This is a genomic window from Sphingomonas desiccabilis (assembly GCF_004135605.1).
Lineage (GTDB): Bacteria > Pseudomonadota > Alphaproteobacteria > Sphingomonadales > Sphingomonadaceae > Sphingomonas > Sphingomonas desiccabilis.
On record NZ_SDPT01000001.1, the window covers coordinates 1264140 to 1290124 of the forward strand.

A 25985-nucleotide genomic window follows, 5' to 3' on the forward strand; every position below is an offset into this window, starting at 1 on the left:
CCGTTCGCTTATCGCTCGAACGCTACCGTCGCCATCACCGGGAAGTGGTCGGAGGCATAGGTGGTGCCCTCGTGATGGGTGTCCACGGTCGCGTCCTTGACCTGGAAGCCGCGGACGAAGAGATAGTCGATGCGCTTTTTCCCGACGCCCGTGAAGTCGTGGAAGGTGAGCTCGGGACCCTGCTTGCGCGGGGCGGCCGTCCAGGCGTCGGTGAGGGCCCTGGAGAAGGTAGCGTAGACGCCGCTGTCCGGTTCTGCGTTGAAATCGCCCGCCACGACGAGCGGCAGGTCCGTGGCGATGGCGGGGAGGCGCGACAGGATCAGGGCAGCGCCGCGCTCGCGCGCCTGCGCGTCCTGGTCCCGGTGCGGCAAATGGGTGTCGACGAAGACGAAGCGGCGCGGCTTGCGGCCGAGAGTCTCGAACACACCCCAGGTCGCCATGCGCGGCAAATCGGTACCCCAGCTCATGCTGCCGGGCTGTTCGGGCGTGTCGGACAGCCAGAAGTCGCCCTGCGTCACCAGCCGGAGCCGGTCGGTACGGTAGAGGATGCCCATGTGCTCATCCGCGTGAGCGCCCCGTCGATCACGGCCGAACCACCGATATTGAGGCAGGGCACGGACCAGATCGTCACCCTGCCGCTGGTGCAGTTCCTGGGTGCCGATCACATCGGGCTGGGTGTCGCGGATCGTCGCCACCATCACGGGGCGCCGCGCTTCCCACCGCGTCGGACCCTCGTCGTAGTAAAGCCGGACGTTGAAGGTCATCACCCGCAGCGAAGAAGCCGGCGCGCACGCGGCGACTGTGGCGAGCAGGAACAGGGCTATGCTCCGACGCAGGATCGACATCTCTCTCATTCTCCCCAAGTGTTTCTCGTCGTTTCCCGATGCGGTGCGATCACGTCAACAGCATGACCGTCATCGACGATGCGCCTCCTCGCGCTTCGAGCCCGGCGAGCGCCTCACGCCGCATTGCAACAAAATGTTGCTGGGACGGCTTTCACTTAGTTAGCTTTCTAACTATCTGGCACCCCATGCCGGATCAACAGCTGCAACGCGCGTTCACGCACCGCCTCATGCCCCTTGCGCGCGCCTACCGGCGCTACATCGACAGGGGGCTCTCCTCGCTCGAGTTGTCGCACACCACGGCGCTCGCGGTGATGCTGATTGGCCGCATGGGCGGCGGCCGCCGGCAAGGTACGCTCGCGGACGAATTGGGCCTGGAAGGAGCCTCGCTGGTACCGTTGATCCAGCAGTTGCTGCAGGCAGGGCTGATCGACCGCCGACCCGATCCGGAGGACGGCCGCGCGAAAACGCTGCACCTCACGGATACGGGCCAAAGCCTCGCCGCAGAGGTCGAGGAACGTTCGGCAACGCTGCGCGATCGCGTCTTCGCGGGGATCCCGGACGGGGATGTCGAGGCCGCGTTGCGGGTCATGGATCGGATCGCGGCCGTGCTTCAGGAATGCGCGGACGGAACGCCGGCGGCATGACGATCGGCGTTCGCCAGCTGGTGTTCTCTGCCAACGCCTTCGCAGGCGCGTTGCTGGCGCTCTTTCTCTCCTTTGCGATTGGCCTGGAACGCCCGTTCTGGGCGATGGTGACCGTGTATATCGCGAGCCAGCCGCTGTCCGGCGCCTCGGTTTCCAAAGGCGTCTTCCGCTTGATCGGTACCGCGGTCGGGGCGGGCGCCGCGGTGGTGATGGTGCCGGCGTTCGTGAACGCGCCGGTGTTGCTGACGCTCGTGATGGCCCTGTGGGTCGGCGGCTGCCTGTTCGTCTCGCTGCTGGACCGAACCCCGCGCTCCTATCTCTTCATGCTGGCAGGCTATACCGCCGCCTTTGTCGGCTTCCCGGCCGCAGGTCACCCGGAGCAGGTGTTCGGCACCGCAGTTCTGCGCGCCCAGGAGATCGGGCTGGGCGTCTTCTGTGCGATGCTGTTCCATTCGATCGTGTTCCCGCTGAGCGTGGGCGACGCGGTGCGAGATCGCCTGCGCGACATCCTGGCGGATGCGGAGCGCTGGACCGCCGATGCCCTCGCCGGCATCGTCACGCCCGAAACCGAAATCGAGCGCCGACGGCTCGCGAACGACACGACCGAACTCCATCTGCTCGGCACCCATCTACCCTACGACACCGCCCGCGTTCGTCCCGAACGTGGCACGTTGGCGGCGCTCCAGGACCGGCTGGTGCTGTTGCTGCCCATGGCTTCCGCGATGGAGGACCGCATCATCACGCTGCGGAGCCTGCGGGCCCTTCCGGAACGTCTCGAACGACTGGTCGAGGACGTCCGCTGTTGGGTCAAGGATCCGGCCGCGGCCGATCCAGACGCTCTGCGCGACCGGGCCGAGCAGCTTTCGAGCGACGCGGCGCGGCGGCACGATTGGGAGGCACTTCTCCAGGCGAACCTGGCGGGGCGATTGGGAGAACTCGTCGTCCTGCTTGTAACCATCCGTTCGCTCGCGCGGGCGATCCGCTTCCCCGACGAGAAGCTGCCGGAGGGGGTGCGACAGACCATCCGGGCCGCACGCCCGCGCAAGTTCCACCTGGACCATGCGCTGGCGCTGCGGTCCGCCTTCGCCACTGTGCTGGCGATCGTCGGCTGTGCGACATTCTGGATCTTCAGCGGCTGGCCGGACGGCGCAACCGCAACGATGATCGCGGCGGTGATGTGCTGCTTCTTCGCGGCCATGGATGACCCGACAGTCGCGCAGCGCGGTTTCCTCTACGGCACCGCGGCGGGTATCCCGATCGTGGGTCTGTACCTGTTCGCGATCCTGCCGATGATCAGCGGCTTCCCGTTGCTGGCACTGGCGCTTGCGCCGCTGTTCCTGCCGCTCGGCGTCGCCGTCGCGTTTCCCGCGCTTGCCGGTGCCACGATGCCGCTCGTGGTAGGGATCGCGGGAGGGCTGGCCCTCAACAACAATTACGGGCCGTCCGACTTCGCGACGTTCGTGAACAGCAACTTCGCGCTGTGCGCCGGCGTGCTGGCGGCGATCTTCGCCACCCGGCTGGTGCGCGTGCTCGATCCCGCGGCTGCAGTGCTGCGGGTCCTGCGCGCCGGCTGGCGCGACCTGGCCGATGCAGCGGAAGGTCGTGCGATCCGCAGTCCGGCCGATTGGACCAGCCGCATGCTCGACCGGGTGGGGCTGATCCTGCCGCGCCTGCCGCGCGCGGCCGCGGACCTGAGGCTCGCCGGCACCGACGCGCTTCGCGACCTGCGCGTGGGCCTGGGTGTGCTTCAGGTCCGGGAGGCGGCGCGAACCACCCCCGCGGGTGCCGGTCGTGCCGAAATGGAGAGGCTGGTCGCCACGTTGGGGCGTCATTTCCGGCGGCTAGGCAATGGCGCAAGCGAGCGTCCGCCGCTGATGCTGCTTGGGGAGATCGACACGGCACTGGCGCTCGTCCTCGAGGAGCCAACCGAAATGCCCGGCCGTGAGCCGACGCTGCACGCGCTTGTCGGCCTGCGCCGCAATCTCTTTCCCGACGCCAGCGCCTGGCAACCGGAGGCCCTTGCCGCATGAACGGCCAGATCGACATCAACGGCATCTATGTTCACCCGCTGCTGATCGCGGCGATCGTCGCCTATGCGGTGTCGCTCCCGATCGAATGGGCCCTGGCCCGTGTCGGCTTCTATCGCTTCGTCTTCCACCGGGGCTTGTTCGACTTCGCCCTGGTCGTCGTTCTGTGGGGGCTGATCGCGGCCGCCTTGTCGAACGGCACTCCCTTCGCGCTTTCCTTCTGAGACCGTCATGAAACCCGTCATCATCCTTCGCGTCCTGATCACCCTCGCCATCGTTCTCGCCGCCTATTTCGTCGGGGAGGCCTTGTGGCGGCATTATGAGGAGGATCCCTGGACTCGCGACGGCCGCATCAGCGCCGACGTGGTGCAGGTCGCGCCCGACGTGTCGGGCCTGGTCACCGAGGTGCTGGTGCATGACGACCAGGAGGTGCACGCGGGCACGCCCTTGTTCATCATCGACCGGCCCCGTTACCAGCTGGCTGTGAAGCAGGCACAGGCAGCGATCGCGGCGCAGCGGGTACAGATCGCCCAGGCCCAGCGCGAGGCGCGCCGCAACCGGGTGCTGGGGGACCTGGTTCCGGCAGAGGAGCGCGAGCAGGGGGACGCGAAGGTCGAGCAGCTGCAGGCCGAACTCGCCCGCCTGCAGGTTCAGCTGGAGACGGCGCGGCTCAACCTCGCCCGCACCGAGGTCCGCTCCGGCGTGGACGGGACCATCACCAACTTTGACCTCCGGCCCGGCGACTATGCCACCGCTGGTCGTGCGGAGTTTGCGATCATCGACCGCAAGTCCATCCATGCGGTGGGCTATTTCGAAGAGACGAAGCTTCCCCGGATCGCGGCCGGGGATCGGGTGCAGGTGCATCTGATGGGCGAGCAGCGGGTGATCGAGGGCCACGTCCAGAGCATCGCCAGCGGCGTGGACGATCGCGATCGTACCGCGGGAGACAAGTTGCTCCCGAACGTCAACCCGACCTTCAACTGGGTGCGCCTGGCGCAGCGCGTGCCCGTGCGGATCGCGCTCGACCGGGTGCCGGCCGGTCTGTCCTTGGTTGTGGGCCGCACCGCGACGGTGAACGTGGTCCATCTCGAGTCGTCCGCGGGCTCTCGCCGCGGCACCGTCACGGGCTCGCCGCAACGTCGCGCTGCCACGGAGAAGACCGCATGAGGCCGCTGATGCTCCGAAGGCTGCTTTCGCTCCTCGCCAGCGTGGCGGCAGCGGCCTGTGCGCCTGTCGGACCGAACTATCACCGTCCCGAGGCGGCGATCGCCGAGCGGCCGTCTGCCAAGGCTCCGTTTCTGAGCGGGAACGAGCCCGCCTTTGCCGAAACCGCAGTGCCGCAGGATTGGTGGCGCCTGTACCGCGATCCGGTGCTCGACAGCCTGGTTGCGGAGGCGATCGCCGCCAACACGGACCTGCGCGTAGCGGCGGCCAACATCGCTCGCGCCCAGGCGCAACGGACCATCACCGAGGATGCGCGCGAGCCGCGGACCGAACTCGGCGCAGGGATCTCCCGCGCCATGCCCTCCGCGCAGGAGGAGCTGATGCCGGGTGAGGCTTTTCCCTCCTTCTGGGTCTATTCCCTGGAGGCATCCGCGAACTACCAGCTCGACCTGGCGGGCCAGATCCGCCGGGCCATCGAGGCGGCGGATGCCGACGTGGCGGCGACACAGGCGGCATATGACGCCACCCGCGTCACCGTCGTCGCGCAGACGACGGCGGCTTATGTGGAGGCGTGTGCCGCCGGGCATGAGATCGGGGTGGTACAGCAGGCCCTCGATCTGCAGCGACGCAGCACCGAGCTCACCCGGCGGCTGGTCCGCGGCGGACGCGGCAGCACGCTCGACGTGACGCGCTCCACGGCTCAGGAGGCGCAGGTGCGTGCCAACCTGCCGACGCTGATCGCCCAGAAGCAGACAGCGCTCTTTCGTCTGGCGACCCTCACCGGCAAGCCGCCGGCAGAGTTCGACCGCAAGGTGGCGGCCTGCGGTCGGGAACCGCAGCTCGACCGGCCCATCCCGATCGGGGACGGCGCGGCGCTGCTGCGCCGCCGCCCCGACGTCCGGCGCGCGGAACTGCTGCTGCGCGCCGCCACTGCGCGGATCGGGGTGGCGACCGCGGACCTGTATCCCAAGATCAGGCTGGGCGCCTCGCTTGGCTCGGCCGGGCTCGCCGAGTCCTTCCTTGCGTCGGACACGTTCAAGTTCGGGATCGGTCCGCTCATCAGCTGGGAGTTCCCGAACCGCAAGCGCGTGCGCGCGCGCATCGGCATGGCCGAAGCCGACGCGGATGCGGCCTATGCTCGCTTCGACGGCGTGGTGCTCACTGCATTGCGCGAAGTGGAGACGGCACTCACGGTCTATGCGCGCGATCTCGACCGGCGGCGCGAACGTGAGGATGCGCGGGGCCATGCTGCCCAGGCCGCGCGCGACGCGCAGACGCTGTTCCGTGCCGGCCGACAAGGCTTTCTGCCAGTCCTGGATGCCGACCGCGTCCTGATTTCTGCCGAACAAGCGCTGGCGGCGCAGGAAAGCCGCATCGCGGCGGACCAGGTGCGCTTGTTCCTGGCGCTGGGGGGCGGGTGGCAGGCCCAGCCGGCCGTCTGAAGCGGCGCCCGGAGGCGCTCCATCGTAAATATAAGATAATTGCAGTCGCCTCTCTGGACCGATGCCGCTAGGCTGAAAAGAAAAGGGAGGATTTGATGGCATTCTTGCGTGCTACCTTGTTCCTGGGATCCGCTCTCGCCTTCGTAGGCGCGATGCCGGCCACAGCGCAGCGGACGGTTCCCGCCGCTCCGGACGCGATCGTCTACAAGACCGCGCTGACGACGAAGTGGGGGCGGGAGGTGACGCCCGAGAACGCGTGGCGCAGCTACCCGCGGCCGCAGCGGGTGCGGGAACGCTGGCTCAACCTCAACGGTCAATGGGACTATGCGATCGCGAAGGCGGGCACGCCGCAGCCCACGCAGATGCAGGGCAAGATCCTGGTGCCGTTCCCCGTCGAGTCGAAGCTTTCCGGGGTGCAGCGTCCCGTGCTGCCGGACGACCGGGTGTGGTATCGGCGGAGCTTCGCGGTACCCGCGGACTGGGCAGGGCAGCGCGTCCTCTTGAACTTCGGCGCCGTCGACTATGAGGCAGCCGTCTGGGTGAACGGCGCCTATGTGGGAGGGCACAAGGGCGGTTCTGCGACGTTCAGCTTCGACATCACCCCGCACTTGCGCAACGGCGACAACGAACTGGTGGTGCAGGTTGCGGACCCGACCTCCGACGGCACGCAACCTCGCGGTAAGCAGACGTTGGCGCCGCAGGGTATCTGGTACACGCCGGTCAGCGGCATCTGGCAGACGGTTTGGCTGGAGCCGGTTTCCGAACTGCACATCGCGGATGTTCGCGCCACACCCGACATCGATCGCGGTCGGCTGGAAGTGGATGTCGCGCTCAACCGCTCTGCCAACGACACCGATGCGGTGCGCCTCACCGCCAGCAAGGATGGGAGGATCATTGCGAGCACCATCGTGCGCGCCAACCGGCATGCAAGCCTGCCGATCCCGAATGCGCATCTCTGGTCGCCCGACGATCCGTACCTCTACGATCTTTCTGCGGAGCTTGTGACGGTCAAGGACCCCTATGCCGGAGCGAAGGAACGGACGCGCACCGCCTATGACGCGCGGTTCACCGAGCGTGAGCGGGCGACCTACGCGCAAGCTCAGGTGGTCGGGGCGCCCGTGGATCGGGTCACCGGGTATTTCGCGATGCGCAAGGTCTCGATCGGACCGGGGACCGTGCAGGGGCAGCCGGCAATCTTGCTGAACAACAAGCCTCTCTTCCAGAACGGAACGCTTGACCAGGGCTGGTGGCCGGACGGCCTGCTCACGCCTCCGTCCGAAGAAGCGATGGTCAGCGACATCGTCTTCCTGAAAAAGGCGGGCTTCAACATGCTGCGCAAGCACATCAAGGTGGAGCCGGCGCGCTTCTACCATGATGCCGACCGGCTCGGCATGCTGATCTGGCAGGACATGCCGTCCGGCGGCGACGAGGATCAGTTCGTCACCGGATCGAGCAAGGGCCAGGCGGTGCTGTCGTCGACCGAGATGACGCAGTTCCAGCAGGAACTTGCCGCGATGATCGGGGATCTCCGTTCCTTTCCCTCGATCGTGACCTGGGTCGTGAACAACGAGGGATGGGGACAATATGACTCCACGACCCTTGCGAAGCTGGTGAAGGGGATGGATCCGAGCCGGGTCGTGAACGCGGACAGCGGCTGGCTCGACGTCGCGCCGGATGTCTCCGACGTGGTCGACATCCATACGTATGAGGACAAGCCCAACGTTCCCCCGCGCTCCAGCACTCGCGCCATTGTGATCGGCGAATATGGCGGCATCGGGCTTCCGGTGACTGGCCACGTTTGGCGCGCCGGTAAGCGCAACTGGGGATACCAGGTGGCCGCAGATAAGCAGGATTATCTGAAGCGCTATCGCGTCAAGTTCGACGAGATCATCCGCCAGGCACGCGAGGAGGGATTGAGCGCGGCCGTCTACACCCAGACCACCGACGTGGAGGACGAAATCAACGGCCTGCTGACCTACGACCGGGCCGAGTCGAAGGCTCCCGCCGAGGAGCTTGCCCGCATAGCCGCCCCGCTCACCGGCGCGAACGTAGACCCGTATCAGGGCCATTGACCCGCGCCGGGCGGCACCGGGGGCTCGCCCCGGTGCCGTGCGAATGCGGGTCCTGGTGCAGGCGGCGCAATGCCGCAACACGGGCGGATGGAAGCAGCGAACCTTGCCGGATCCGGGCAGAGTGGCGGCTTGCGGATCAACGTCAGCCACTCTTCCGCTTGCAGGTCGGCGGGCGGCGCGTCGGGGCGAGCGCCTTCGCCACGCCCGCTCCACGTCCTGCATCCGCGAGGCGATCAGCCGACGACCCGCACCGGTCGCTGAGCGGAAGCTCTCAGCGCAGACCTCTCGCGGACAAAGCGCTGGATCGCATCGTCGAGCGAGCCGAGCGGCGCCCCTCGTTGTGTGGCGAGGCCAACGGCGCCCGGCCGGGGTGCCCGCCAATCCGGAAGCGGGCCCGTGATCGCCTTCACCCGATCGGCGTCATGGCCTGCACAGGTCGCGATCCGCTTTCCGAACTCGGCCCAACTCAGCACTTCTCCGTTGCTGAGGTGCCACAACCCCGTTGCGCCATCGATCAGTAGGTCCAAAGCGGCGTCGACCAGCTGCGGTACGTAGCTGGGAGTGACGACGTGGTCGCGCGCGGCATCGAAAGTGCCACCCGCCTCCAGGGTGTCCAGCACCGCTTGTGCAAAATTGAAACGGTCGTGCGGGGAGAAGAAGGCCGCGGTGCGGACGATCAGCGCATTGTCCAGGCCGGCGCAGCCTGCCTCCATCGCCGCCTTGCTGCGCCCATAGGCGTTGAGCGGCCGCACCGGATCTGACTCGACGTAGGGTCGGTCCTGGTCGCCAGCAAAGACCAGATCGCTGGAGAAGCCGAGATATCCGATCCCGCGCTCGGCGCATGCTTGTGCCAGTGCCACGGCACCCGTCGCATTGGAGCGATGGCATGCCTCTTCGTCCTCTTCGGCGGCGTCGACACGGACCCAGCCGGCCGCGTTGACGACGGCCCACGGGGCAATCTCGTCCAGCGTTCGCCCGAAGCTTTGGGGCCGCTGGAGGTCGATCAGGCTGCGATCCGAAAGGACATAGGTGATGTGCCGGGCGCTACAGGCGCGCGCGAGTGCCTGGCCCAACGTACCCGTAGCGCCGAGGATCAAGAGTGGCGGAGTCGCAGGGCCCGCGTCGTGCCGCCGTGTCGTTCCGGGGTGCGGCAGCGGCGGGTGCAGCAATCGCTCCGGCCGCCGCCACCAGCCGGCTTGCTGTGCGAGCGGGTGGCGAGGGGCACCAGTTGGAAATCCGCGCCAGAGTGCGGCCAGCGCGGTAGGTCGCGGCGTCCCGCTCGATACGTCGAAGACGCCGGGCTCATAGCTTCCGGAGCCGGTCAGCAAAGTGTCCCAGCCATGGCTTCCCAATAGAGACCATGCCGTGACCGCCCGAAGGTCGCCCCCAAGCTCGCGCAGGGCACAGGCCGTGTCCCAAGCTTCCGCCGCCCAGCGCAACTGCTCCTCGCGGGTGCAGCCGTTGTGTACCTCGGTGATCGCCACCGGAGTGTGATAGCGTTGCCAGGCCTCGCGTACGGCGCCTGCGAGCCCGGCCGGGGGCGGGTCTAGGACGCGGATCGCTTCGGTGTCGGCATAGGCTAGCCGCCCATTGCCTCCATGGGTGGACGGCGGATAGCACTGCAACCGGTGGTCGAGGAACCGATCGCTCGTGAGATAGTGGTTCACCCCGACGATGTCGGGCGGGCAGGGCGCATCGGCGATCGCCTGCAGCCGATCGCCCAAGCCGAAGACGGCGATACGCTCCCATAGCGGGTGGTGCCGCGTCACTCGGCCGAACAGCAGATCCCAGCCCGCCCACCGCCGGAGATTTTCGAACGCTGCCTGTTCGGTGAGGCGGGTGGTCGCATAGGCGCGCCCGAGGTCATCCGTCTGGATCAGCTGAGCACCGGGATTGACGCGACGCACCGCCTGCATCGCCAGCCGAACGCCGTCTATCTGGTTGAGCAGCGCCAACCAGAAGGAGCCTTCATCTGCCGCGTGAGGGTACCAATGGCCGTACAGGGCCGAAAAGCGTGCAGTGGTCAGGGGTTCGTTGACCGGGGTCCAAGCCTCCAACCAGGGGTAGCGTTGCGCCACCTGACCGGCGAAGCGCGCGAGACCGGGCGCGAAGCCCGGATCGAGAAGGTTGGTGCAAGGCGGTCCGCTGCCGTGATGGACCAAGCCGACGATCGGCCGGATACCGAGGGCGCGGAGCCTGCCGAGCCGTTCGTCGGACCAGCGCCAGTCGGCGCCGTCAGGGCCCCTTGGCGCCACCCGCTCCCAAAGCACAGGATACCGGAGCGCCTTCAGGCCGAGCTCGGCGAACCGGTCGAGATCGGATGAACGATCGTGGTGGCCGCTCAGCCGGCACTGATCGAGGTACCCGTCGCGCGTACGGTTCACCGTGCATTCGACACCACCCCAGAGCTCGATGTCCGGCATCCGGCACCTCTCGAAACGTCCTCCGGCAACGGCCCCGGCGGCGCATCGTTCCCGCCGATCATGTTGATCTATGTTGCCGGGCAAAGACTTAGTGGAACATTCAGCGCCAGCGAAGGTTTCCGATAAGTTACCCAGAGTAGATATATAGGGGGCGCGCGTGAACGAGCAGGTGCCGTCGGGAGCCGACCTTCCGAAAAATCCCCCTGAACCGACCGATCGTCCTACGTTGATCTGTTTCAGTCATTTGCGATGGGCGTTCGTCTTCCAGCGGCCGCAACATCTGATGACCCGCTTTGCCGCCACGCATCGTGTCCTCTTCTGGGAGGAGCCGGAGTATGTGCCGGGCATCGGTAATGCGCGCCTGCGCCGCAGCGTCTGCGAGGGTAGCGGCGTGGAGGTGCTGACGCCGGAGATCGACGACGCTTCACGCGGGCAGGACGAGGATGGGCAGCTCGCGGCCTTGCTGGATGCGGCGCTTGTCGGCACCCGCGCCGGCATCGTCCGCTGGTACTACACGCCCATGATGCTTCCGTTCTCGAAGCAGGTGCAGGCCGACTGTGTCGTGTACGACTGCATGGACGAATTGTCGGCGTTCAGGGGCGCTCCGCCTGAACTGCTCGAACGTGAGCGGGCGCTGCTCGAAGCGGCCGATCTTGTCTTCACAGGCGGCACGAGCCTCTACGAGGCGAAACGCGATCGTCATTCGAACGTGCACGCATTCCCCTCCAGCATCGACGTGCCCCACTTCGCGCGAGCACGGAACGGCGGCTCGGAATCTGCGGACCAGGCGGCGATCCCCGCGCCGCGGCTCGGTTTCAGCGGCGTCATCGACGAGCGCATGGACCTGGCTCTGCTGGCCACGATCGCCGATGCTCGTCCGGATTGGTCGCTGGTGGTGATCGGGCCCGTGGTGAAGATCGGCGAAGGCGAACTGCCTCGTCGTCCGAACATCCATTATCTGGGTTCGCAGCCCTATGCGGCACTGCCGGACCACATGGCCGGTTGGGACGTCGCCCTGATGCCCTTCGCGATCAACGAGGCGACGCGGTTCATCAGTCCCACGAAGACCCCGGAGTATCTGGCTGCGGGGTGCCCCGTGGTGTCGACAGCGATTACCGACGTCGTGCGCCATTATGGTTCGTTGTCGGCAGTGCAGATCGCGGAGACCCCCGGCGCGTTCGTGGCCGCCTGCGAGGCGGCCATGCAGTTGCGCCGGGAGAGCGGCCGTTGGCTGGAGGAAGCAGATGCGCTGCTCGCACGCACCTCGTGGAACAGCACCGCGTTCGAAATGGCTGCCCTGATCGCCGCGGAGATCGCGGCGCGGCGGCGGATCGAGCCGGTTGTTTCCCCGACCACATGGCCTGCATCCGAGGACCGCTACGACGTGATGGTGGTGGGTGCCGGGTTTGCCGGCGCGGTTATGGCCGAGCGGCTCGCTGCCGATGGCGGAAAGCGGGTGTTGGTGGTCGACCGCAGGCCGCATGTGGGCGGCAATGCCTACGACCGCAAAGACGATGCCGGCATTCTGATCCACCAATATGGACCGCACATCTTCCACACCAACTCGCAGGAGATCTTCCAATATCTCTCCCGCTTTACCGAATGGCGGCCGTATGAGCATCGCGTGCTCGCGTCGGTGGACGGCCAGCTGGTGCCCATGCCCATCAATCGTACGACGCTGAACGCGCTCTACGATCTGAACATGCAGAGCGACGAGGAGGTGGCAGCGTTCCTGGCCGCCCGCGCGGAGCCTGTCGTGCCGATCCGGACTTCTGCGGACGTGGTCGTCTCGCAGGTCGGCCGGGAACTCTACGAGACCTTCTTCCGCGGCTATACGCGCAAGCAATGGGGGCGGGACCCTTCCGAGCTCGACAAATCGGTCACCGCGCGGGTGCCGACCCGCACCGGCACCGACGACCGCTATTTCACGGATCAGTTCCAGGCCATGCCGCTGGAAGGCTACACCCGCATGTTCGAGCGGATGCTGGACCATCCCAATATCGACCTGCTGCTGGGTGTCGACTACCGCGAAATCCGCGATGCCTACCCGCACGACCATCTGGTCTTTACCGGCCCCGTGGACGAATATTTCGGCTATCGGTACGGCAGGCTTCCCTACCGGTCCCTGCAGTTCGAGCACCGGACGCTCGACAAACCCTGGCACCAGCCGGTCGCCGTCGTGAACTACCCGGACGAGGCGGTACCCTATACGCGGGTGACCGAATACAAGTACCTGACCGGGCAGGAGGCAGACCGCACCAGCGTGACCTTGGAGTATCCGAGTTCGACGGGGGATCCCTACTATCCGATCCCATGCGAGGAGAACCAGGCGCTCTACAAGCGATACGAGGCACTCGCTCTGGCGGAGCCCTCGGTCAGTTTCGTCGGACGGCTCGCGACCTACCGCTATTACAACATGGACCAGGTCGTCGGGCAGGCGCTGGCGACCTATCGGCGCCTCGGCGGAGCCCGTGCGATGCGGCAGGCGCCGGAACACGCCGTCGCTCCACTCGGCCGCACTGCAGCTTGAACAAGGGCTGCCGATTGCCGTCGTCAGCGAATGCCGCTCCGCGCGGGCTTTATCCGACGACCCGAGCTTCACCGATGATCCGCTCCTCCCACAACAGGAAGCTGCCCGCTTCCCGCAGGCGGGCAGCGGCTTGCTCCCCCTCGGCGAACATCCAGCCAAAATACCCGTTCTCACCCGGACGCAGGACGACGCTGTTGAGGAGTGGCCAGCCTTGCCAATGGCGCTCCTCGGGCGCGTCTGCCGGCACGCAGGCGCAGGACCAGCCGACTTCGATCGCACTCGCGCGGCCGCCCCGTTCCGGCGGGTACAGGAAGACCGTTGCCACCAGATCCTGTCGTGCTTTCCAGGGGTTGAAGCGCATGTCGCGATCCTCTGAGCAGAGCGGCTAGAACCAGGATCATGCGCCACGGGTACACAGCGGGAGAAGAGGCTTCTCGTCCACTTCGTTCGCCCGCCACCGCTTGTTCTTCGTCCACGCCTCGTCGATAGGCACCCGCATGAAGCCTCATCCTGCACCCGCCGGCATGCACCCGCGAGAGTTCGTCGCCTTCATCGCGGCGGTCATGGCGGTCAATGCGCTGGGCGTCGACCTGATGCTCCCCGCGCTTGCAGACATCGGCCATGACCTGTCGGTGAGCACGCCCAACCATCGCCAGTGGATCGTCACCGCCTATATGCTTGGCTTCGGCGCCGGGCAGCTGGTCTATGGACCGCTCGCCGATCGCTTCGGACGCAAGCCGATCCTGGTGTGCACCTTGGCCGGCTTTGTTGCCGCGGCCATCTTCGCCGCCGGATCGGTGACCTTTGTCGGCCTGCTCGGGGCACGGTTGCTGCAGGGGCTGATGTCCGCCTCCACCCGCGTGCTGGCGGTCGCCATCGTCCGCGACGGGGCATCCGGGCGCCAGATGGCGCGCACCATGTCGATCGCCCAGATGATCTTCTTCCTGGTGCCGATCCTGGCACCGACGCTGGGGCAGGCGCTGCTTGCCTTCGGACCCTGGCGTTTCATCTTCTACGCGCTCGGCGCCTTCGCCGCGGTGGTGCTTGCCTGGACGTTGGTGCGGCTGCCGGAGACGCTGCCGCTTGCGCGGCGGGTTCCGATGTCGCTCGGCGCCCTCCGCCAGAGCTACCGGCTGACCCTCACCAATCGTTTCTCGATCGGCTATGCGATCGCCGCGTCGCTTACCTTCGGTGGCATCCTGGCGTTCGTATCCTCGGCGCAGCAGATCTTCGTCGACGAGTTCGGAGCAGGGGAGCGCTTTACGCTGCTGTTCGCGCTGTGCGCCTTCGCCATGGGCGTCGCGTCCTTCGCGAACAGCCGGCTGGTGGAGCGGCTGGGTACGCGGCTCATCTCCCAATCCGCAGTGCTCGCCCTCATCACCCTGTCGGTCGTCCACGTGATCGTGATCGAGGCCGGTCTGGAGACACTGACGAGCTACATCGTGTTCCAGGCACTGAGCATGACCTGCATCGGCCTGTGTGGCTCCAACTTCGGCGCGATGGCGATGGAACCGGTCGGTCACATCGCCGGAACCGCGTCGTCGTTGCAGGGCTTCATCACCAGCCTGGGCGCCGTCGTCGTGAGCCTGGCGATCGGCCAGTCGTACAGCGGGACGACCTTGCCGCTAGCGGTCGGCTACCTCGGGATCGGGCTGGCGCTGATCGCGATCATCTATGTGATCGAAGGGGGCCAGTTGTTCCGCCCGCGCTTGCCCGCGAAGTAAGGAGCGCGTCCGCTTCACGGCCACGACGCGCCGAGGAACGCGGCGCCGGGCAGCTCTGCCTGGCCAGCGGAAGGGCCAGGGCGTCCGGTTCCGTCGAGCGGGAGGATCGTGACGCCGCCCGCCTTCTCGTGCGCCACGAGCAGCTTGTCCTCGAGCAGCAGCAGGAAGCGAGGGGAGGTGCCACCGCTGGGCGTGTGCCCGAGCAGCCTGACTTCGCCCTCCGGATCGACGGCGAAGCTCGCCACGCTGTCATGGCCGCGATTGCTGACGTACAGGCGTGTTCCGGCCGGGTTAAGTGCAACCGCCCCGCCGAGGCTGTCGGGTGCGGCATCCGCCGGCAGGGTCGACAGGATGTGCTGCACGGAGAGCGTCCCGCTCTCCTCGATCTTGAGGACGGTCAACGTGGACGCGAGCTCGCTCACCAGGAACGCCACCGGGAGGATCGGGTGGAACGCGAGCTGGCGCGGACCGGAACCCGGTGGCGCGGCATAGGCGACACTGGGCTCGCCCAAAGCACCTGTGGGCGCATGGGTGGGAAAGGCGAGGATCTGATCGGTCCCCAGGTCTGCGGCATAGAGGCGGCCATCAGGCGCGAAGCCGACCCAATGGGCATGTGGCCCTTCCTGACGTTCCACGTTCGGTCCTTGGCCCTCGTTCTGGTGGATCGCGGGTGGGCCGACAGGCAGGCCCTCCCCATCGAGGCGGTACATCGCAACCGTCCCGCTCCCGTAGTTGGCGATCGAGAGCAGGCGACCGGAACGGTCGAGTGCCAGGTGGCACGGGCCGTGGCCGCCGGACGAGAAGGAGGCGACTTCCCGCCAGTCTGTATCGGCATCTGCTAGGGTAACCCGGTCCGCCTCCTCATCGACGAGATACCAGAGTCCGGTGCCTGGCCGGCGGATGCCTGCGGAGACGTTGGCGTACGCCGCCAGGTTCGGACCGGCCTCCAGGCCCTCGCCCGTGATCGTGAGGCGGCAGAGCCCGCGTGCGCCCGGCTCCTGGTAGCCGCCCGCGAACACGTGCAATCCGGAAACTTCGTCAGCTGGCGACCCGACCATCCCATCCTCCGATTCGCTGTGCGATCTTCATGAGAAAAGGCGCGGCGCCGCTGCGGTTCCGCTTCCGACTTTTTTGCAGGGCCAGGCCGGGGAAGACGCTGGTTATTTCCGTCACACCCATTATGTACCGACCATTATGAAACTTGGCTGTTCCGCAAAGGGTCGTCCGCGCGAGTTTGATGCCGACACGGCGCTTGCCGCCGCGCTGCGGGTCTTCTGGAGCAAGGGCTACGAGGGCGCGTCGCTTACCGACCTCACCGAGGCGATGGGGATCACGCGTCCCAGCCTGTACGCCGCATTCGGCAACAAGGAAGCGCTCTTCAAGATGGCGCTCGACCTCTACGAACGCGAGAAGCTCGACTATATCGGCGAGGCGCTGAAGGAGCCGACGGCCCGGAAGGTGGCCGAGCATCTGCTGCGCAGTGCCCTGGAAATGCAGATGAGCAATTCCGATCCCAAGGGCTGCATGGGCGTGATCAACGCCGTCGCCTGCGGCGTGGAAGCCGAGTCGATCCGTGCGGAGGTGATCCATCGTGGCCGAGTCGCCAAACAGGGCCTGATCGATCGGTTCGAGCGGGCCAAGGCAGAAGGTGACCTGCCGCCCGATACCGATGCCGTTGGGCTGACCAGCTATCTCACCGCGATCATGCAGGGATTGGCGGTTCAAGGCGGAGCTGGTGCCTCGTGCCGGGACCTGAAGGCGCTGATCGATACCAGCCTTTCGATGTGGCCTGGGGCGTAAGCCGGTCACGTCGTTCGCTCGGCTCTTGCAAAAAATACCGCACGGTATGAAAAGGCTCTTGACCGTCGTCGCCGCGTTTCTATACTGTACGGTATAGAAGATAAAGGCAGCGTTGCGCGGGGAACAACCCCGGTGGTGACTTCAGCAGATTAGACCAACGGACCGGACGAGACGCCGCAGGAGCCTCTCCTGCGCGACAGGCCGGGCCGTGCCCTTGGATGATAGAGACCGACAAGCCGGCGGAGGCGTTCCGCGCGGCACAAGGGCGTGCGCCCGAGCTCGGTCCAGCAGGAGGAGACGAGTGATGGCGTATATGAACTTCACGGAGTTGCAGGGTGCTCCTGTTGCTGTGCCGGCCGATGTGGCCGCCGCAGTGGGCAAGGTCGGCTTCTCTGCACTCGAATGGTCTGTCGTGGCGATCGCCCAGAAGGATCGACTGTCCACCCTGGCGACACCGGGCCGCCTGTCGATCGCTCTTGGCACTCTGTTCGGCAATCAGAGCGGAAGCGCCCGGCTCGCGGACCCGCGGTTGGAGGCGCTGCGCCGGCTGTCCGTACTCGCGTGGCACCACGGCCATGCCGTTCCGCGCCACGAAATCCGCGCATTCCACCAGGCCGGCTTCACGCCCGAGCAGTATGAGACTCTGCTCGGCAGCATCAGCCGTGGCCGCTCAGCCCTGAACCAGGGAAGGCGTACCCGATGAACATGATTTCCCGAGTTGAAACTGAAGAGGCTTCGCGAGCAGGCTTCGCGAAGCGGTTCCGCCGCTTGCCGTTCTGGCAGCGCGCGGGCGTCGTTGCGCTCCCGATCGCGCTGGTGGTCGGCAGCACCGGCATCGCATTCAAGGATGCCCCTGCCGCGCCGGCTGCTCCGCCGGCCCCGGTCGTCACCGTGGCCCCGCCCTTGGTCCGCGACATCAACGAATGGGACGACTACGTCGGTCGGTTCGAGGCGAGCCGCGCGGTCGAGGTCCGGCCGCGCGTCGCCGGTGCGATCACGGGCGTGCACTTCACGGATGGGGCGGTCGTCCGCAAGGGACAGCTGCTCTTCACGATCGATCCTCGGCCTTTCACCGCCGCACTCGCGGAGGCGCGCGCTGGCCTTGCAAGTGCCCAGAGCGATCTCGCGCTGGCGCGTGCGGATCTCAGCCGTGCAGAGCGGCTGGTCGAGGTGGACGCCGTCTCCAGAAGCGATCTGGAGCGATTGCAGGCGCGCGTTCGCGCTGCGACGGCTGCCATGGCCGCGGGGCAGGCTCGCGTGCGCAGTCGCGCCCTGGACGTCGAGTTCACCCAGGTGCGAGCGCCGATCTCGGGTCGCATCTCGGACCGCCGTGTCGATCCGGGTAACCTGGTCGCGGCCGGAGAGGGGCAGGGCGGCTCGCTTCTGACGACGATCAACGCTCTGGATCCGATCTACTTCACCTTTGATGGCTCGGAGGCGCTGTTCCTCAAGACCAAGCGCGCACGGGAGGCGGGTGCGGCCGCGTCGCCGGTCGAGATCCGGCTTCAGGACGAGGCCGACTATAAGTGGAAGGGGCGGCTGGACTTCACCGACAACGGCCTCGATCCACGGTCGGGCACGATCCGCGGGCGTGCGGTTCTGAGCAATCCGGGATTGTTCCTGACACCGGGGATGTTCGGCAACATGCGCCTGTCCGCCGGGGGAACGACGCGCGCGTTGATGGTTCCGGATGAGGCGATCCAGACCGACCAAGCGCGCAAGCTCGTGCTCACCGTGGGTGCCGACGGGACCGTCGCTCCCAAGCCGGTTGAACTCGGGCCGGTGGTCGACGGCCTGCGCATCATCCGCTCCGGCCTCACGCCTCAGGACAAGGTGGTGATCGCAGGCACACAAATGGCCATGCCTGGTGCCAAGGTTCAGCCGAAGCCCGGCAGGATCGCGCCCGATGCATCCGCGCAGCAACCCACCTTCACGGCACCGGTCACGGGCGAGGCAACCTTCGCCCGGTGACCCGTCAGCCGCCGGGACGCCCCCAACACCCGGCGGCTGACACCTCCAGTTTCTGATCTCTTGCACGAGGAGTGGCCCGATGCGCCTCTCGCGGTTCTTCATCACGCGCCCGATCTTCGCGGCGGTCATCGCGATCGTGATCACGATCATCGGTGCGATCGCCTATCTGGCGCTTCCGATCTCCCAATATCCGGACATCGTCCCGCCGACCGTCACGGTCACGGCGAGCTATCCTGGCGCCTCCGCCGAAACCGTCGCCGAAACCGTTGCCGCGCCGATCGAGCAGGAGATCAACGGCGTCGACGATATGCTGTACCAGTCGTCGCAGTCGACCGGTGATGGCAACGTGACGATCACCGTCACCTTCAAGTCGGGCACCAACCTCGATGCCGCGCAGGTGCTGGTGCAGAACCGCGTCGCCGTCGCCGTGCCGCGACTGCCCGAGGAGGTGCAGCGCCTCGGCGTGGTCACGCGAAAGACCACGCCGGACTTCCTGATGGTGGTCAACCTGATCTCGCCCGACAACTCGGTCGATCGCAGCTATATCTCGAACTACGCGCTCACGCAGGTCAAGGACCGGCTGGCGCGCATCGAGGGGGTGGGCGATGTCCGGATGTTCGGCGCCCGCGACTTCGCGATGCGCGTCTGGATCGATCCTGGCCGCGCCGCGGCACTGAACCTGACCGCGGGCGATATCGTCCAGGCGCTGCGCGCACAGAACATCCAGGTCGCCGCTGGCACGCTCGGTCAGCCCGGCTCCACGCCGACTGGCAACGCGTTCCAGCTCAACATCGAGACTCAGGGTCGCCTGAAGGACCCGGCAGAGTTCGGCCGGGTGGTCATCCGCACCGACGCCGATGGACGCCAGGTGCGCGTGAGCGACGTGGCGCGCGTCGAACTTGGTGCTGCCGACTATTCGTCCAACACCTATCTGTCGAACCAGCCGACCGTCATCCTCGGCGTGTTCCAGCGTCCGGGATCGAACGCCCTTGCCGCCGCAACGGCGGTGGAGGACGAGCTCGAGGCGATGTCAAAGGACTTCCCCAAGGGTTTGGAATACCGCGTCATCTACAATCCGACGGAGTTCATCTCCCAGTCGATCGACGCGGTCTACCACACGCTCGGCGAGGCGGTGTTGCTGGTCGTGCTGGTCGTGATTGTGTTCCTGCAGAAATGGCGGGCGGCGATCATCCCGGTGGTTGCCATCCCCGTGTCGCTGATCGGCACGATGGCGGTGCTGCTGCCGCTCGGCTACTCGCTCAACAACCTTTCGCTGTTCGGCCTGGTGCTGGCGATCGGCATCGTCGTCGACGACGCGATCGTCGTGGTGGAAAATGTCGAGCGCAACCTGTCGCGCGGCATGTCCCCGCTGGAGGCTGCGCGCACGTCCATGGACGAAGTGTCCGGCGCGCTGGTTGCCATCGTGCTGGTGCTGCTGGCGGTGTTCCTGCCGACGCTGTTCCTCAACGGGCTGTCCGGTGCCTTCTACAAGCAGTTCGCGGTCACGATCTCGGTCGCGACGGCAATCTCGCTGCTGGTCTCGCTGACCCTCTCGCCCGCTCTCGCGGCGGTGCTGCTGACCGGGCACGAGGGAGAGCCCAAGGGTCGCATCGGTCGGATGACCAGCCGTGCGGCGGACGCCTTCAATCGGGGCTTCGATCGCTTGAGCCACGGCTATAGCCGTCTGACCCGGGTGCTGGTCACGCGTCCGAAGCGCATGATGGTGACCTATGCGGGGCTGATCGCAGCCACGGTCGCGATGTTCTGGGTGACGCCCGTCGGCTTCATCCCGGCGCAGGACCAGGGCTACTTCCTGACCGTCATCCAGTTGCCGCCAGGCTCCTCCCTCGAACGCACGGACGAGGTGATGCGCAAGGTCGTGGCCCGCATCCTGCCGATCAAAGGCGTCAAGGGATCGGTGATGCTCGCCGGCTTCGACGGACCCTCACAGACGCTCGCGCCCAACAGCGCGGCCGCCTATGTTCCGCTGCAGTCCTTCGAGGAGCGCAAGAAGCTCGGCGTCACCTACGCCGGCATCATGGACGAGGCGCGCAAGCGTACGGCCGACATCAACGAGGCGATGCTGCTGGTCGTCCCGCCGCCGCTGATCCAGGGGATCGGCTCTGCCGGTGGATACCGGATGATGATCGAGGATCGTGGCGAGCACGGCTATGCCGAACTGGGCAAGACGGCGTTCGACTTGATCGGGAAGGCGAACCAGACGGAGGGCCTGCAGCAGGTCTACACCTTCTTCAACACGGCCACCCCGCGCGTTTTCGCCGATATTGATCGGCGCAAGGCGGACCTGCTGGGCGTGCCGCCGGAGCGGGTGTTCGAGGCGCTGAACGTCTACCTCGGTTCGGCCTTCGTGAACGACTTCAACATGTTGGGACGCACTTATCGCGTCACCGCTCAGGCGGACGCACCGTTCCGCACCACCGAAGCGGACATCGCCAATCTGAAGACGCGCTCGAACTCCGGGGCGATGGTGCCGATCGGCTCCGTCTCTACCTTCGAGAACAAGACAGGGCCGTATCGCGTCACGCGCTACAACCTCTTCCCCGCAGTGGAGGTCGATGGCGACACTGCGCCGGGATACAGTTCCGGCCGCTCGCTGCTCACGATGGAGAAGCTCGCGAGCGAGCTGCCACCGGGCTACGAAGCCGAGTGGACCGGCATCGCGTTCCAGCAGAAGATGGCCGGCAGCACCGCGGGCCTGGTGTTCGCGCTCGCCGTGCTGTTCGTCTTCCTGGTGCTCGCGGCCCAGTACGAGAGCCTCACGATGCCGCTGGCGATCATCCTGATCGTGCCCATGTGCCTCCTGGCGGCCATGGCCGGCGTCAATCTGCGAGGAATGGACAACAACGTCCTCACCCAGATCGGTTTGGTGGTGCTGATCGCGCTTGCCGCCAAGAACGCGATCCTGGTGGTGGAGTTCGCAAAGCAGGCGGAGGAGCAGGACGGGCTTTCGACCGTGGAGGCAGCGGTTCGCGCCGCGCACGATCGACTGCGGCCGATCCTGATGACCTCTTTCGCCTTCATCCTGGGTGCGGTGCCGTTGCTGATCGCAAGCGGGGCCGGGGCGGAGCTCCGCCAGGCGTTGGGTACGGCGGTGTTCTTCGGGATGATGGGCGTCACTGCCTTTGGCCTGCTGTTCACGCCGACCTTCTACGTCGTGTGCCGCGCGCTGGGCGACCGCATCGCCCGCGTTCGCTCCCGCAAGGCTGCGGACCGCGACGCCGCACCTCACTTCCAGCCCGCTGAATAAGGAGGGCCCGATGCGTTCGATCCTGATCACCACCTCGGCGCTGGCGCTTGCCGCCTGCGCCGCAGGTCCCGACTATGCGGCACCCAAGCATCCGCAAAGTGCAGGCGGCAGCTTTGTCGCCGCAAGCGCCGTCGTCACGCCAGAGCCCGTGAAGGGCGATTGGTGGCGGCTTTACGACGATCCCGTGCTGGACCAGCTCGTCGCGGACGCCCTGGCGGCCAACACGGATGTTCGAGCCGCCGCCGCCCGCGTGGAGCGTGCGCGTGCGCTCTTGCGCGGGGCCCGCGCGAACCAGCTTCCCCAGGCCACCCTCGGTGCGGGTGCGAACTACGGCCGGACGCCCGAAGTGCAGCGGGTGCCCGGACTGGCGCGCGAAAACTGGCAGATCGATGTCGGGCTGAACGTCAGCTACGAAGCCGACTTGTTCGGACGCCTCTCGCGCAGTGTGGAGGCCTCGCGAGGGGATGTCGGCGCAGCGCTAGCCGATGCAGAAGCGGTCCGCGTGGCCGTGGTTGCCGAGACCACCCGTGCCTATGCCGATGCCGCTTCTGCCGCGGAGCGTCTGAAGGTCGCCGAGCATATCGTGCGACTGCTCGACCAGTCGCTCGACCTGACCGAACGGCGTCGCAGCGTCGGCGAAGGAACGCGGCTCGACACTGCGCGCATCGGCGCTCTGCGGAACGAGCGCCAAGCGCAGGTGCCCACGCTTCGAGCGGAGCGCGACGCGGCGCTGTTCCGCTTGGCCCTGCTGACCGGCCGTGCCCCCGCTGACCTCCCGCCAGTTGCTGCCGCGCGGGTGACGACGCTGCGGTTGAACCAGCCGATCCCGGTGGGCGACGGAGCTGCACTGCTCGCCCGGCGGCCGGACGTTCGGGCAGCCGAGCGACGGCTCGCCGCTGCGACTGCGCGCATCGGCGTGGCGACGGCAGACCTTTACCCGCGGATTACCCTCGGCGCGTCCGGCGGCTCGACCGGCACCGATATCGGCGACGTCTTTGGTGCGGGACCGCTACGGTGGCTGGTGGGCGGCTTACTCAACTGGGCGGTGAACCCGGGGCCCGCACGAGCCCGGGTCGCGGCGGCCGAGGCGGAAAGCCAGGAGGCCCTCGCGGACTTCGACGGTTCCGTCCTTCGGGCCTTGCAGGAAACGGAGACGGCGCTGTCCGCCTATGGCAATGCGCTGGATCGGCGAACGGCCCTTCAGGCAGCGCGCAACGAAGCGGAAGCCGCCGTGACCATCGCGCGGGCCAGGCAGCGCGAAGGCGACATCGACTCGCTTGCGCTCCTCGACGCCGAACGCACCTTCGCGGACGCGGAAGCCACATTGGCCGCCGCGGACGCCTTCATCGCCGACGCGCAGGTTGACCTCTTCCGCGCGCTCGGCGGCGGCTGGCAGGTGTGAGGTTCGGTGCGTAGTGCGTTCACCTAACATCAAAACTCCGAGCATCATGCGCAGGGAAGGCAGGACGGCGGGGTGATCTTGCCGTCCTGGATCGTAGATGGAGACGCGTAGGGGGCGTTCTGCAATCCTCCGGCGGCCGCATCCGGTGCCTGGCCTCGGTGTCCGATCGCAGGCAGCCGAGGCGCCGGCTTTCAGGCTCTGGCAGCTCAGATTACCGTGCGCGTGCGGCGGCGGCCGGCGCCTGCCACGCGCCAAAACAGACCCTGGCACCGTTCGCGTGGCGGCTAGATCCTCCCAAGTGGGAAGTTACAAGCGGGTGCGTAACGAGCTTGATTTCCCGGTACGTTTGGCTTCAAGCACCCCAAGTCGCGGGGGCGGTGGTGATGCTTAGGATTTGGAATGGCCGCATCGGCGTTTGAGGATCATGTCGCAAATCGGCGGTTCGAGCTGCTGGTACAGTCCGTTACCGACTACGCGATCTACATGCTCGATCCGGAAGGCCGCATCGTAACCTGGAACGCAGGTGCCGAACGCTTCAAGGGCTATTCCCCCGGGGAGATCGTCGGCGAGCATTTCTCGCGCTTCTTTACGCCGGAGGACCGAGAGGCCGATCTGCCGGGCCGAGCGCTGCGGATCGCGGCGCGGGAAGGGCGGTTCGAAGCCGAAGGCTGGCGCGTCCGCAAGGATGGAGAGCGTTTCTGGGCGCATGCCGTGCTCGACCCCATTCGCACCGAGGACGGATCGTTGCTCGGCTATGCCAAGATCACGCGCGACATCACCGAGAAGCGCCGGCTGGAGCGGGCTAGCTACGACAGCGAGCTGCAGTTCCGGCTGCTCGTCCAGGGCGTCCGGGACTACGCGATCTACATGCTGGATCCTACCGGCAGGATCACGAGCTGGAACTCGGGCGCGCGCGCGATCAAGGGCTATGAGGAGGCAGAGGTGCTGGGCGCGCACTTCTCGCGCTTCTACACCGAAGAGGACCGCGCGCGCGGCGCTCCGGCGGCGGCGCTGGCGACGGCCCTGCGCGAGGGGAAGTTCGAGGCCGAGGCGCAGCGCGTGCGAAAGGACGGCTCGCTGTTCTGGGCGCACGTGCTGATCGATCCGATCTATAATGGGGCCGGGCAGCATGTCGGCTTCGCCAAGATCACCCGCGACATCAGCGAGAAGGTCCGCGCTGCCGACGAGCTCCGACAAACCCAGGCTGCCCTGCTCCAGTCGCAGAAGCTTCAGGCGCTCGGCGAGTTGGCAGGCGGCATTGCCCATGATTTCAACAATCTGATGACCGTCATGCGCGGGTCCGCCGACTTTCTCTTGCGGCAGCCGGACCTGCCGGTCGAGAAGCGCAGCCGCTATCTGCATGTGATGCTCGAAACCGCCGAGCGGGCGACGAGCCTCACCTCCCAGCTCCTTGCCTTTGCCCGGCGCCAGCCCCTGGAGCCGGAGGTGATCGACCTCAGCGTTCGCCTGGATGCCCTTGGCGAGATGCTCCAGCGCACGCTTGGAAGCCAATACGACCTGCAGCTGGACCTGCTTCCCGCGCTGTGGCGGGTCGAAATCGATCCGACCGGCCTGGAGACGGCGCTTCTCAACGCGGTGCTGAACGCGCGCGATGCGATGCCGAATGGCGGCCGCATCACGATTTCCACACGGAACTGGCCTACGTCGAACGGCGACATGGTTCGGCTGTCGATCAGCGACACGGGCGAAGGCATCCCCCCGGATCGTCTGGAGCGCGTCTTCGAGCCGTTTTTCACCACCAAGCCTACGGGGAAGGGGACCGGGCTCGGCCTTTCGCAGATCCACGGCTTTGCCGTGCAGTCCGGCGGCGCCGTCGACATCGACTCCCAGGTCGGGACGGGAACCGCGGTGCACATGCTTCTGCCGCGTACGGACAAGGCCGCTCGCGACGGCGTCGACGCCGCCGGGGATATCTCGATCCCGCACGGGTTGCGGGTCCTGCTGGTCGAGGACAGCGAACACGTCCGCTATTTCGCCCGCCAGCTGCTCGAGGACCTCGGCTGCGCGGTCACCCAGGCGTGCGATGGCGAAGAAGCGCTGTCGCTGCTGCAGTCAGATGGGTTTGACATCATCTTCTCGGACATCGTGATGCCCAAGCTCAGCGGCCTCGAACTCGCGCAGCGCGCCAGGGAACTCGGCTACTCGCTGCCGGTGCTGCTCGCGAGCGGCTACAGCAGCAAGCAGTTCATCCCTGCCGACGAGCGGGAGTTTCCGATCCTCCGCAAGCCCTACAAGCTGGAGACGTTGGCGGCGGGAGTGAAGCAGCTGTTGGAGAAACAAGCCTCCTGATACAGGCGCTCCTGCTCTTGCCGCCTCGCCTGGCCCGTCATAGCCTGCGGCAATGACGAAGTTCACACCTGTCGGCGCTCTGATCCTTTTCTGGTTCATCGGCATCGTGATCGGCGACCCTGGCCTGTGGTTCCCGCTCGGGTTCCTGGCAATGGTGGTGGTCGCGATCATCCAAAAGAAGCGGGGCGCATCGCCACCCTGAGCGCTGCATTGTCGGTCTTCCGCTGGGCCCCCGCCTACGGTCCGGCCAACCGTTGCGCCACAATCCAAGCCCGCCTGTCTACTCGCCAGGCGCTTGGCGGCCGCAGTTCGAGTTGCCGGAGCAACCGCTCGCGAGGCCGGGCGGCCGGTGGTGACTGTCAG

The 25985-nt window shown here is 66.8% G+C and carries 19 protein-coding genes; 15 read left to right on the forward strand and 4 right to left on the reverse strand.

Annotated features, from left to right (window positions below):
- Nucleotides 1-8: 8 nt before the first annotated feature.
- Nucleotides 9-845, reverse strand: coding sequence for an endonuclease/exonuclease/phosphatase family protein (locus EO081_RS06095; protein WP_129340977.1), 837 nt, complete (start codon nt 843-845; stop codon nt 9-11).
- Between the two features lie 62 nt (nt 846-907).
- Between EO081_RS06095 and EO081_RS06100 the strand changes: the two genes are divergently transcribed.
- From EO081_RS06100 to EO081_RS06125, 6 genes are all read left to right on the forward strand, one after another.
- A complete protein-coding gene (locus tag EO081_RS06100; RefSeq protein WP_206364349.1) occupies nt 908-1489 on the forward strand; it encodes a MarR family winged helix-turn-helix transcriptional regulator in 582 nt (193 codons plus the stop codon).
- Nucleotides 1486-3519, forward strand: a complete 2034-nt coding sequence (locus EO081_RS06105; protein ID WP_165284524.1) for an FUSC family protein — start codon at nt 1486-1488, stop codon at nt 3517-3519. Before EO081_RS06100 ends, EO081_RS06105 begins: the two co-directional genes overlap by 4 nt.
- Nucleotides 3516-3740, forward strand: a complete 225-nt coding sequence (locus EO081_RS06110; RefSeq protein WP_129340979.1) for a DUF1656 domain-containing protein — start codon at nt 3516-3518, stop codon at nt 3738-3740. Before EO081_RS06105 ends, EO081_RS06110 begins: the two co-directional genes overlap by 4 nt.
- Nucleotides 3741-3747: 7 nt before the next feature.
- On the forward strand, nt 3748-4683 hold the full coding sequence (locus EO081_RS06115) for an efflux RND transporter periplasmic adaptor subunit (RefSeq protein WP_129340980.1): 936 nt from the start codon (nt 3748-3750) through the stop codon (nt 4681-4683).
- Nucleotides 4680-6122 (forward strand): efflux transporter outer membrane subunit, encoded by a 1443-nt coding sequence (locus EO081_RS06120; protein WP_129340981.1) that lies wholly within the window; start codon nt 4680-4682, stop codon nt 6120-6122. Before EO081_RS06115 ends, EO081_RS06120 begins: the two co-directional genes overlap by 4 nt.
- A 95-nt stretch (nt 6123-6217) precedes the next feature.
- A complete protein-coding gene (locus EO081_RS06125; protein WP_183947833.1) occupies nt 6218-8194 on the forward strand; it encodes a glycoside hydrolase family 2 protein in 1977 nt (658 codons plus the stop codon).
- Nucleotides 8195-8427: 233 nt separating this feature from the next.
- Here the strand turns inward: EO081_RS06125 and EO081_RS06130 are convergent, their stop codons facing one another.
- Entirely contained in the window at nt 8428-10617 is a 2190-nt protein-coding gene (locus tag EO081_RS06130) for a family 1 glycosylhydrolase (RefSeq protein ID WP_129340982.1), read from the reverse strand.
- A 157-nt stretch (nt 10618-10774) separates the two neighbouring features.
- Here EO081_RS06130 and glf point away from each other — a divergent pair, with 157 nt between their 5' ends.
- Entirely contained in the window at nt 10775-13147 is a 2373-nt protein-coding gene (glf, locus tag EO081_RS06135) for a UDP-galactopyranose mutase (RefSeq protein WP_240697555.1), read from the forward strand.
- Between the two features lie 49 nt (nt 13148-13196).
- Here the strand turns inward: glf and EO081_RS06140 are convergent, their stop codons facing one another.
- Complete coding sequence (locus EO081_RS06140; protein ID WP_129340983.1) at nt 13197-13508, reverse strand: hypothetical protein; 312 nt, start codon at nt 13506-13508, stop codon at nt 13197-13199.
- Between the two features lie 163 nt (nt 13509-13671).
- Here EO081_RS06140 and EO081_RS06145 point away from each other — a divergent pair, with 163 nt between their 5' ends.
- Nucleotides 13672-14871 carry a multidrug effflux MFS transporter gene (locus EO081_RS06145; RefSeq protein ID WP_129341467.1) on the forward strand — a complete coding sequence of 400 codons (1200 nt, stop codon included), beginning with the start codon at nt 13672-13674 and terminating at the stop codon, nt 14869-14871.
- A gap of 14 nt (nt 14872-14885) precedes the next feature.
- On the opposite strand, the gene EO081_RS06150 is transcribed toward EO081_RS06145, so the two are convergent.
- Nucleotides 14886-15890 carry a lactonase family protein gene (locus tag EO081_RS06150; RefSeq protein WP_240697605.1) on the reverse strand — a complete coding sequence of 335 codons (1005 nt, stop codon included), beginning with the start codon at nt 15888-15890 and terminating at the stop codon, nt 14886-14888.
- A 175-nt stretch (nt 15891-16065) separates the two neighbouring features.
- On the opposite strand from EO081_RS06150, the gene EO081_RS06155 reads away from it, so the two are divergent.
- The 7 genes from EO081_RS06155 (at nt 16066) to EO081_RS16795 (ending at nt 25824) form a co-directional block, all read left to right on the forward strand.
- The gene (locus EO081_RS06155; RefSeq protein WP_129340985.1) at nt 16066-16671 is read left to right on the forward strand and encodes a TetR/AcrR family transcriptional regulator; all 606 of its coding nucleotides are present in this window, start codon (nt 16066-16068) and stop codon (nt 16669-16671) included.
- Nucleotides 16672-16975: 304 nt separating this feature from the next.
- Entirely contained in the window at nt 16976-17374 is a 399-nt protein-coding gene (locus EO081_RS06160; RefSeq protein WP_129340986.1) for an NADPH-dependent FMN reductase family protein, read from the forward strand.
- Nucleotides 17371-18642 (forward strand): efflux RND transporter periplasmic adaptor subunit, encoded by a 1272-nt coding sequence (locus EO081_RS06165; RefSeq protein WP_129340987.1) that lies wholly within the window; start codon nt 17371-17373, stop codon nt 18640-18642. Before EO081_RS06160 ends, EO081_RS06165 begins: the two co-directional genes overlap by 4 nt.
- Nucleotides 18643-18721: 79 nt before the next feature.
- Nucleotides 18722-21910, forward strand: coding sequence for an efflux RND transporter permease subunit (locus EO081_RS06170; protein ID WP_129340988.1), 3189 nt, complete (start codon nt 18722-18724; stop codon nt 21908-21910).
- A 10-nt stretch (nt 21911-21920) separates the two neighbouring features.
- Nucleotides 21921-23312: an efflux transporter outer membrane subunit gene (locus tag EO081_RS06175; RefSeq protein ID WP_129340989.1), complete on the forward strand. Its 1392-nt coding sequence runs from the start codon at nt 21921-21923 to the stop codon at nt 23310-23312.
- Nucleotides 23313-23711: 399 nt separating this feature from the next.
- A complete protein-coding gene (locus tag EO081_RS06180; RefSeq protein WP_129340990.1) occupies nt 23712-25622 on the forward strand; it encodes a hybrid sensor histidine kinase/response regulator in 1911 nt (636 codons plus the stop codon).
- A 52-nt stretch (nt 25623-25674) separates the two neighbouring features.
- Nucleotides 25675-25824: a hypothetical protein gene (locus tag EO081_RS16795; protein WP_165284528.1), complete on the forward strand. Its 150-nt coding sequence runs from the start codon at nt 25675-25677 to the stop codon at nt 25822-25824.
- The last annotated feature ends 161 nt before the right edge of the window (nt 25825-25985 follow it).

Excerpts from the sequence above, each read along its gene's own strand:
- EO081_RS06095 (WP_129340977.1), bottom strand. The coding sequence starts at position 845 with ATGTCGATCCTGCGTCGGAGCATAGCCCTGTTCCTGCTCGCCACAGTC.
- EO081_RS06105 (WP_165284524.1), top strand. The coding sequence starts at position 1,486 with ATGACGATCGGCGTTCGCCAGCTGGTGTTCTCTGCCAACGCCTTCGCA.
- EO081_RS06155 (WP_129340985.1), top strand. The coding sequence starts at position 16,066 with ATGAAACTTGGCTGTTCCGCAAAGGGTCGTCCGCGCGAGTTTGATGCC.
- EO081_RS06115 (WP_129340980.1), top strand. The coding sequence starts at position 3,748 with ATGAAACCCGTCATCATCCTTCGCGTCCTGATCACCCTCGCCATCGTT.
- EO081_RS06180 (WP_129340990.1), top strand. The coding sequence starts at position 23,712 with ATGGCCGCATCGGCGTTTGAGGATCATGTCGCAAATCGGCGGTTCGAG.
- EO081_RS06125 (WP_183947833.1), top strand. The coding sequence starts at position 6,218 with ATGGCATTCTTGCGTGCTACCTTGTTCCTGGGATCCGCTCTCGCCTTC.
- EO081_RS06140 (WP_129340983.1), bottom strand. The coding sequence starts at position 13,508 with ATGCGCTTCAACCCCTGGAAAGCACGACAGGATCTGGTGGCAACGGTC.
- EO081_RS06130 (WP_129340982.1), bottom strand. The coding sequence starts at position 10,617 with ATGCCGGACATCGAGCTCTGGGGTGGTGTCGAATGCACGGTGAACCGT.
- EO081_RS06165 (WP_129340987.1), top strand. The coding sequence starts at position 17,371 with ATGAACATGATTTCCCGAGTTGAAACTGAAGAGGCTTCGCGAGCAGGC.
- EO081_RS06100 (WP_206364349.1), top strand. The coding sequence starts at position 908 with ATGACCGTCATCGACGATGCGCCTCCTCGCGCTTCGAGCCCGGCGAGC.
- EO081_RS06120 (WP_129340981.1), top strand. The coding sequence starts at position 4,680 with ATGAGGCCGCTGATGCTCCGAAGGCTGCTTTCGCTCCTCGCCAGCGTG.
- EO081_RS06160 (WP_129340986.1), top strand. The coding sequence starts at position 16,976 with ATGGCGTATATGAACTTCACGGAGTTGCAGGGTGCTCCTGTTGCTGTG.
- EO081_RS06170 (WP_129340988.1), top strand. The coding sequence starts at position 18,722 with ATGCGCCTCTCGCGGTTCTTCATCACGCGCCCGATCTTCGCGGCGGTC.
- EO081_RS06175 (WP_129340989.1), top strand. The coding sequence starts at position 21,921 with ATGCGTTCGATCCTGATCACCACCTCGGCGCTGGCGCTTGCCGCCTGC.
- EO081_RS16795 (WP_165284528.1), top strand. The coding sequence starts at position 25,675 with ATGACGAAGTTCACACCTGTCGGCGCTCTGATCCTTTTCTGGTTCATC.
- EO081_RS06145 (WP_129341467.1), top strand. The coding sequence starts at position 13,672 with ATGCACCCGCGAGAGTTCGTCGCCTTCATCGCGGCGGTCATGGCGGTC.
- EO081_RS06110 (WP_129340979.1), top strand. The coding sequence starts at position 3,516 with ATGAACGGCCAGATCGACATCAACGGCATCTATGTTCACCCGCTGCTG.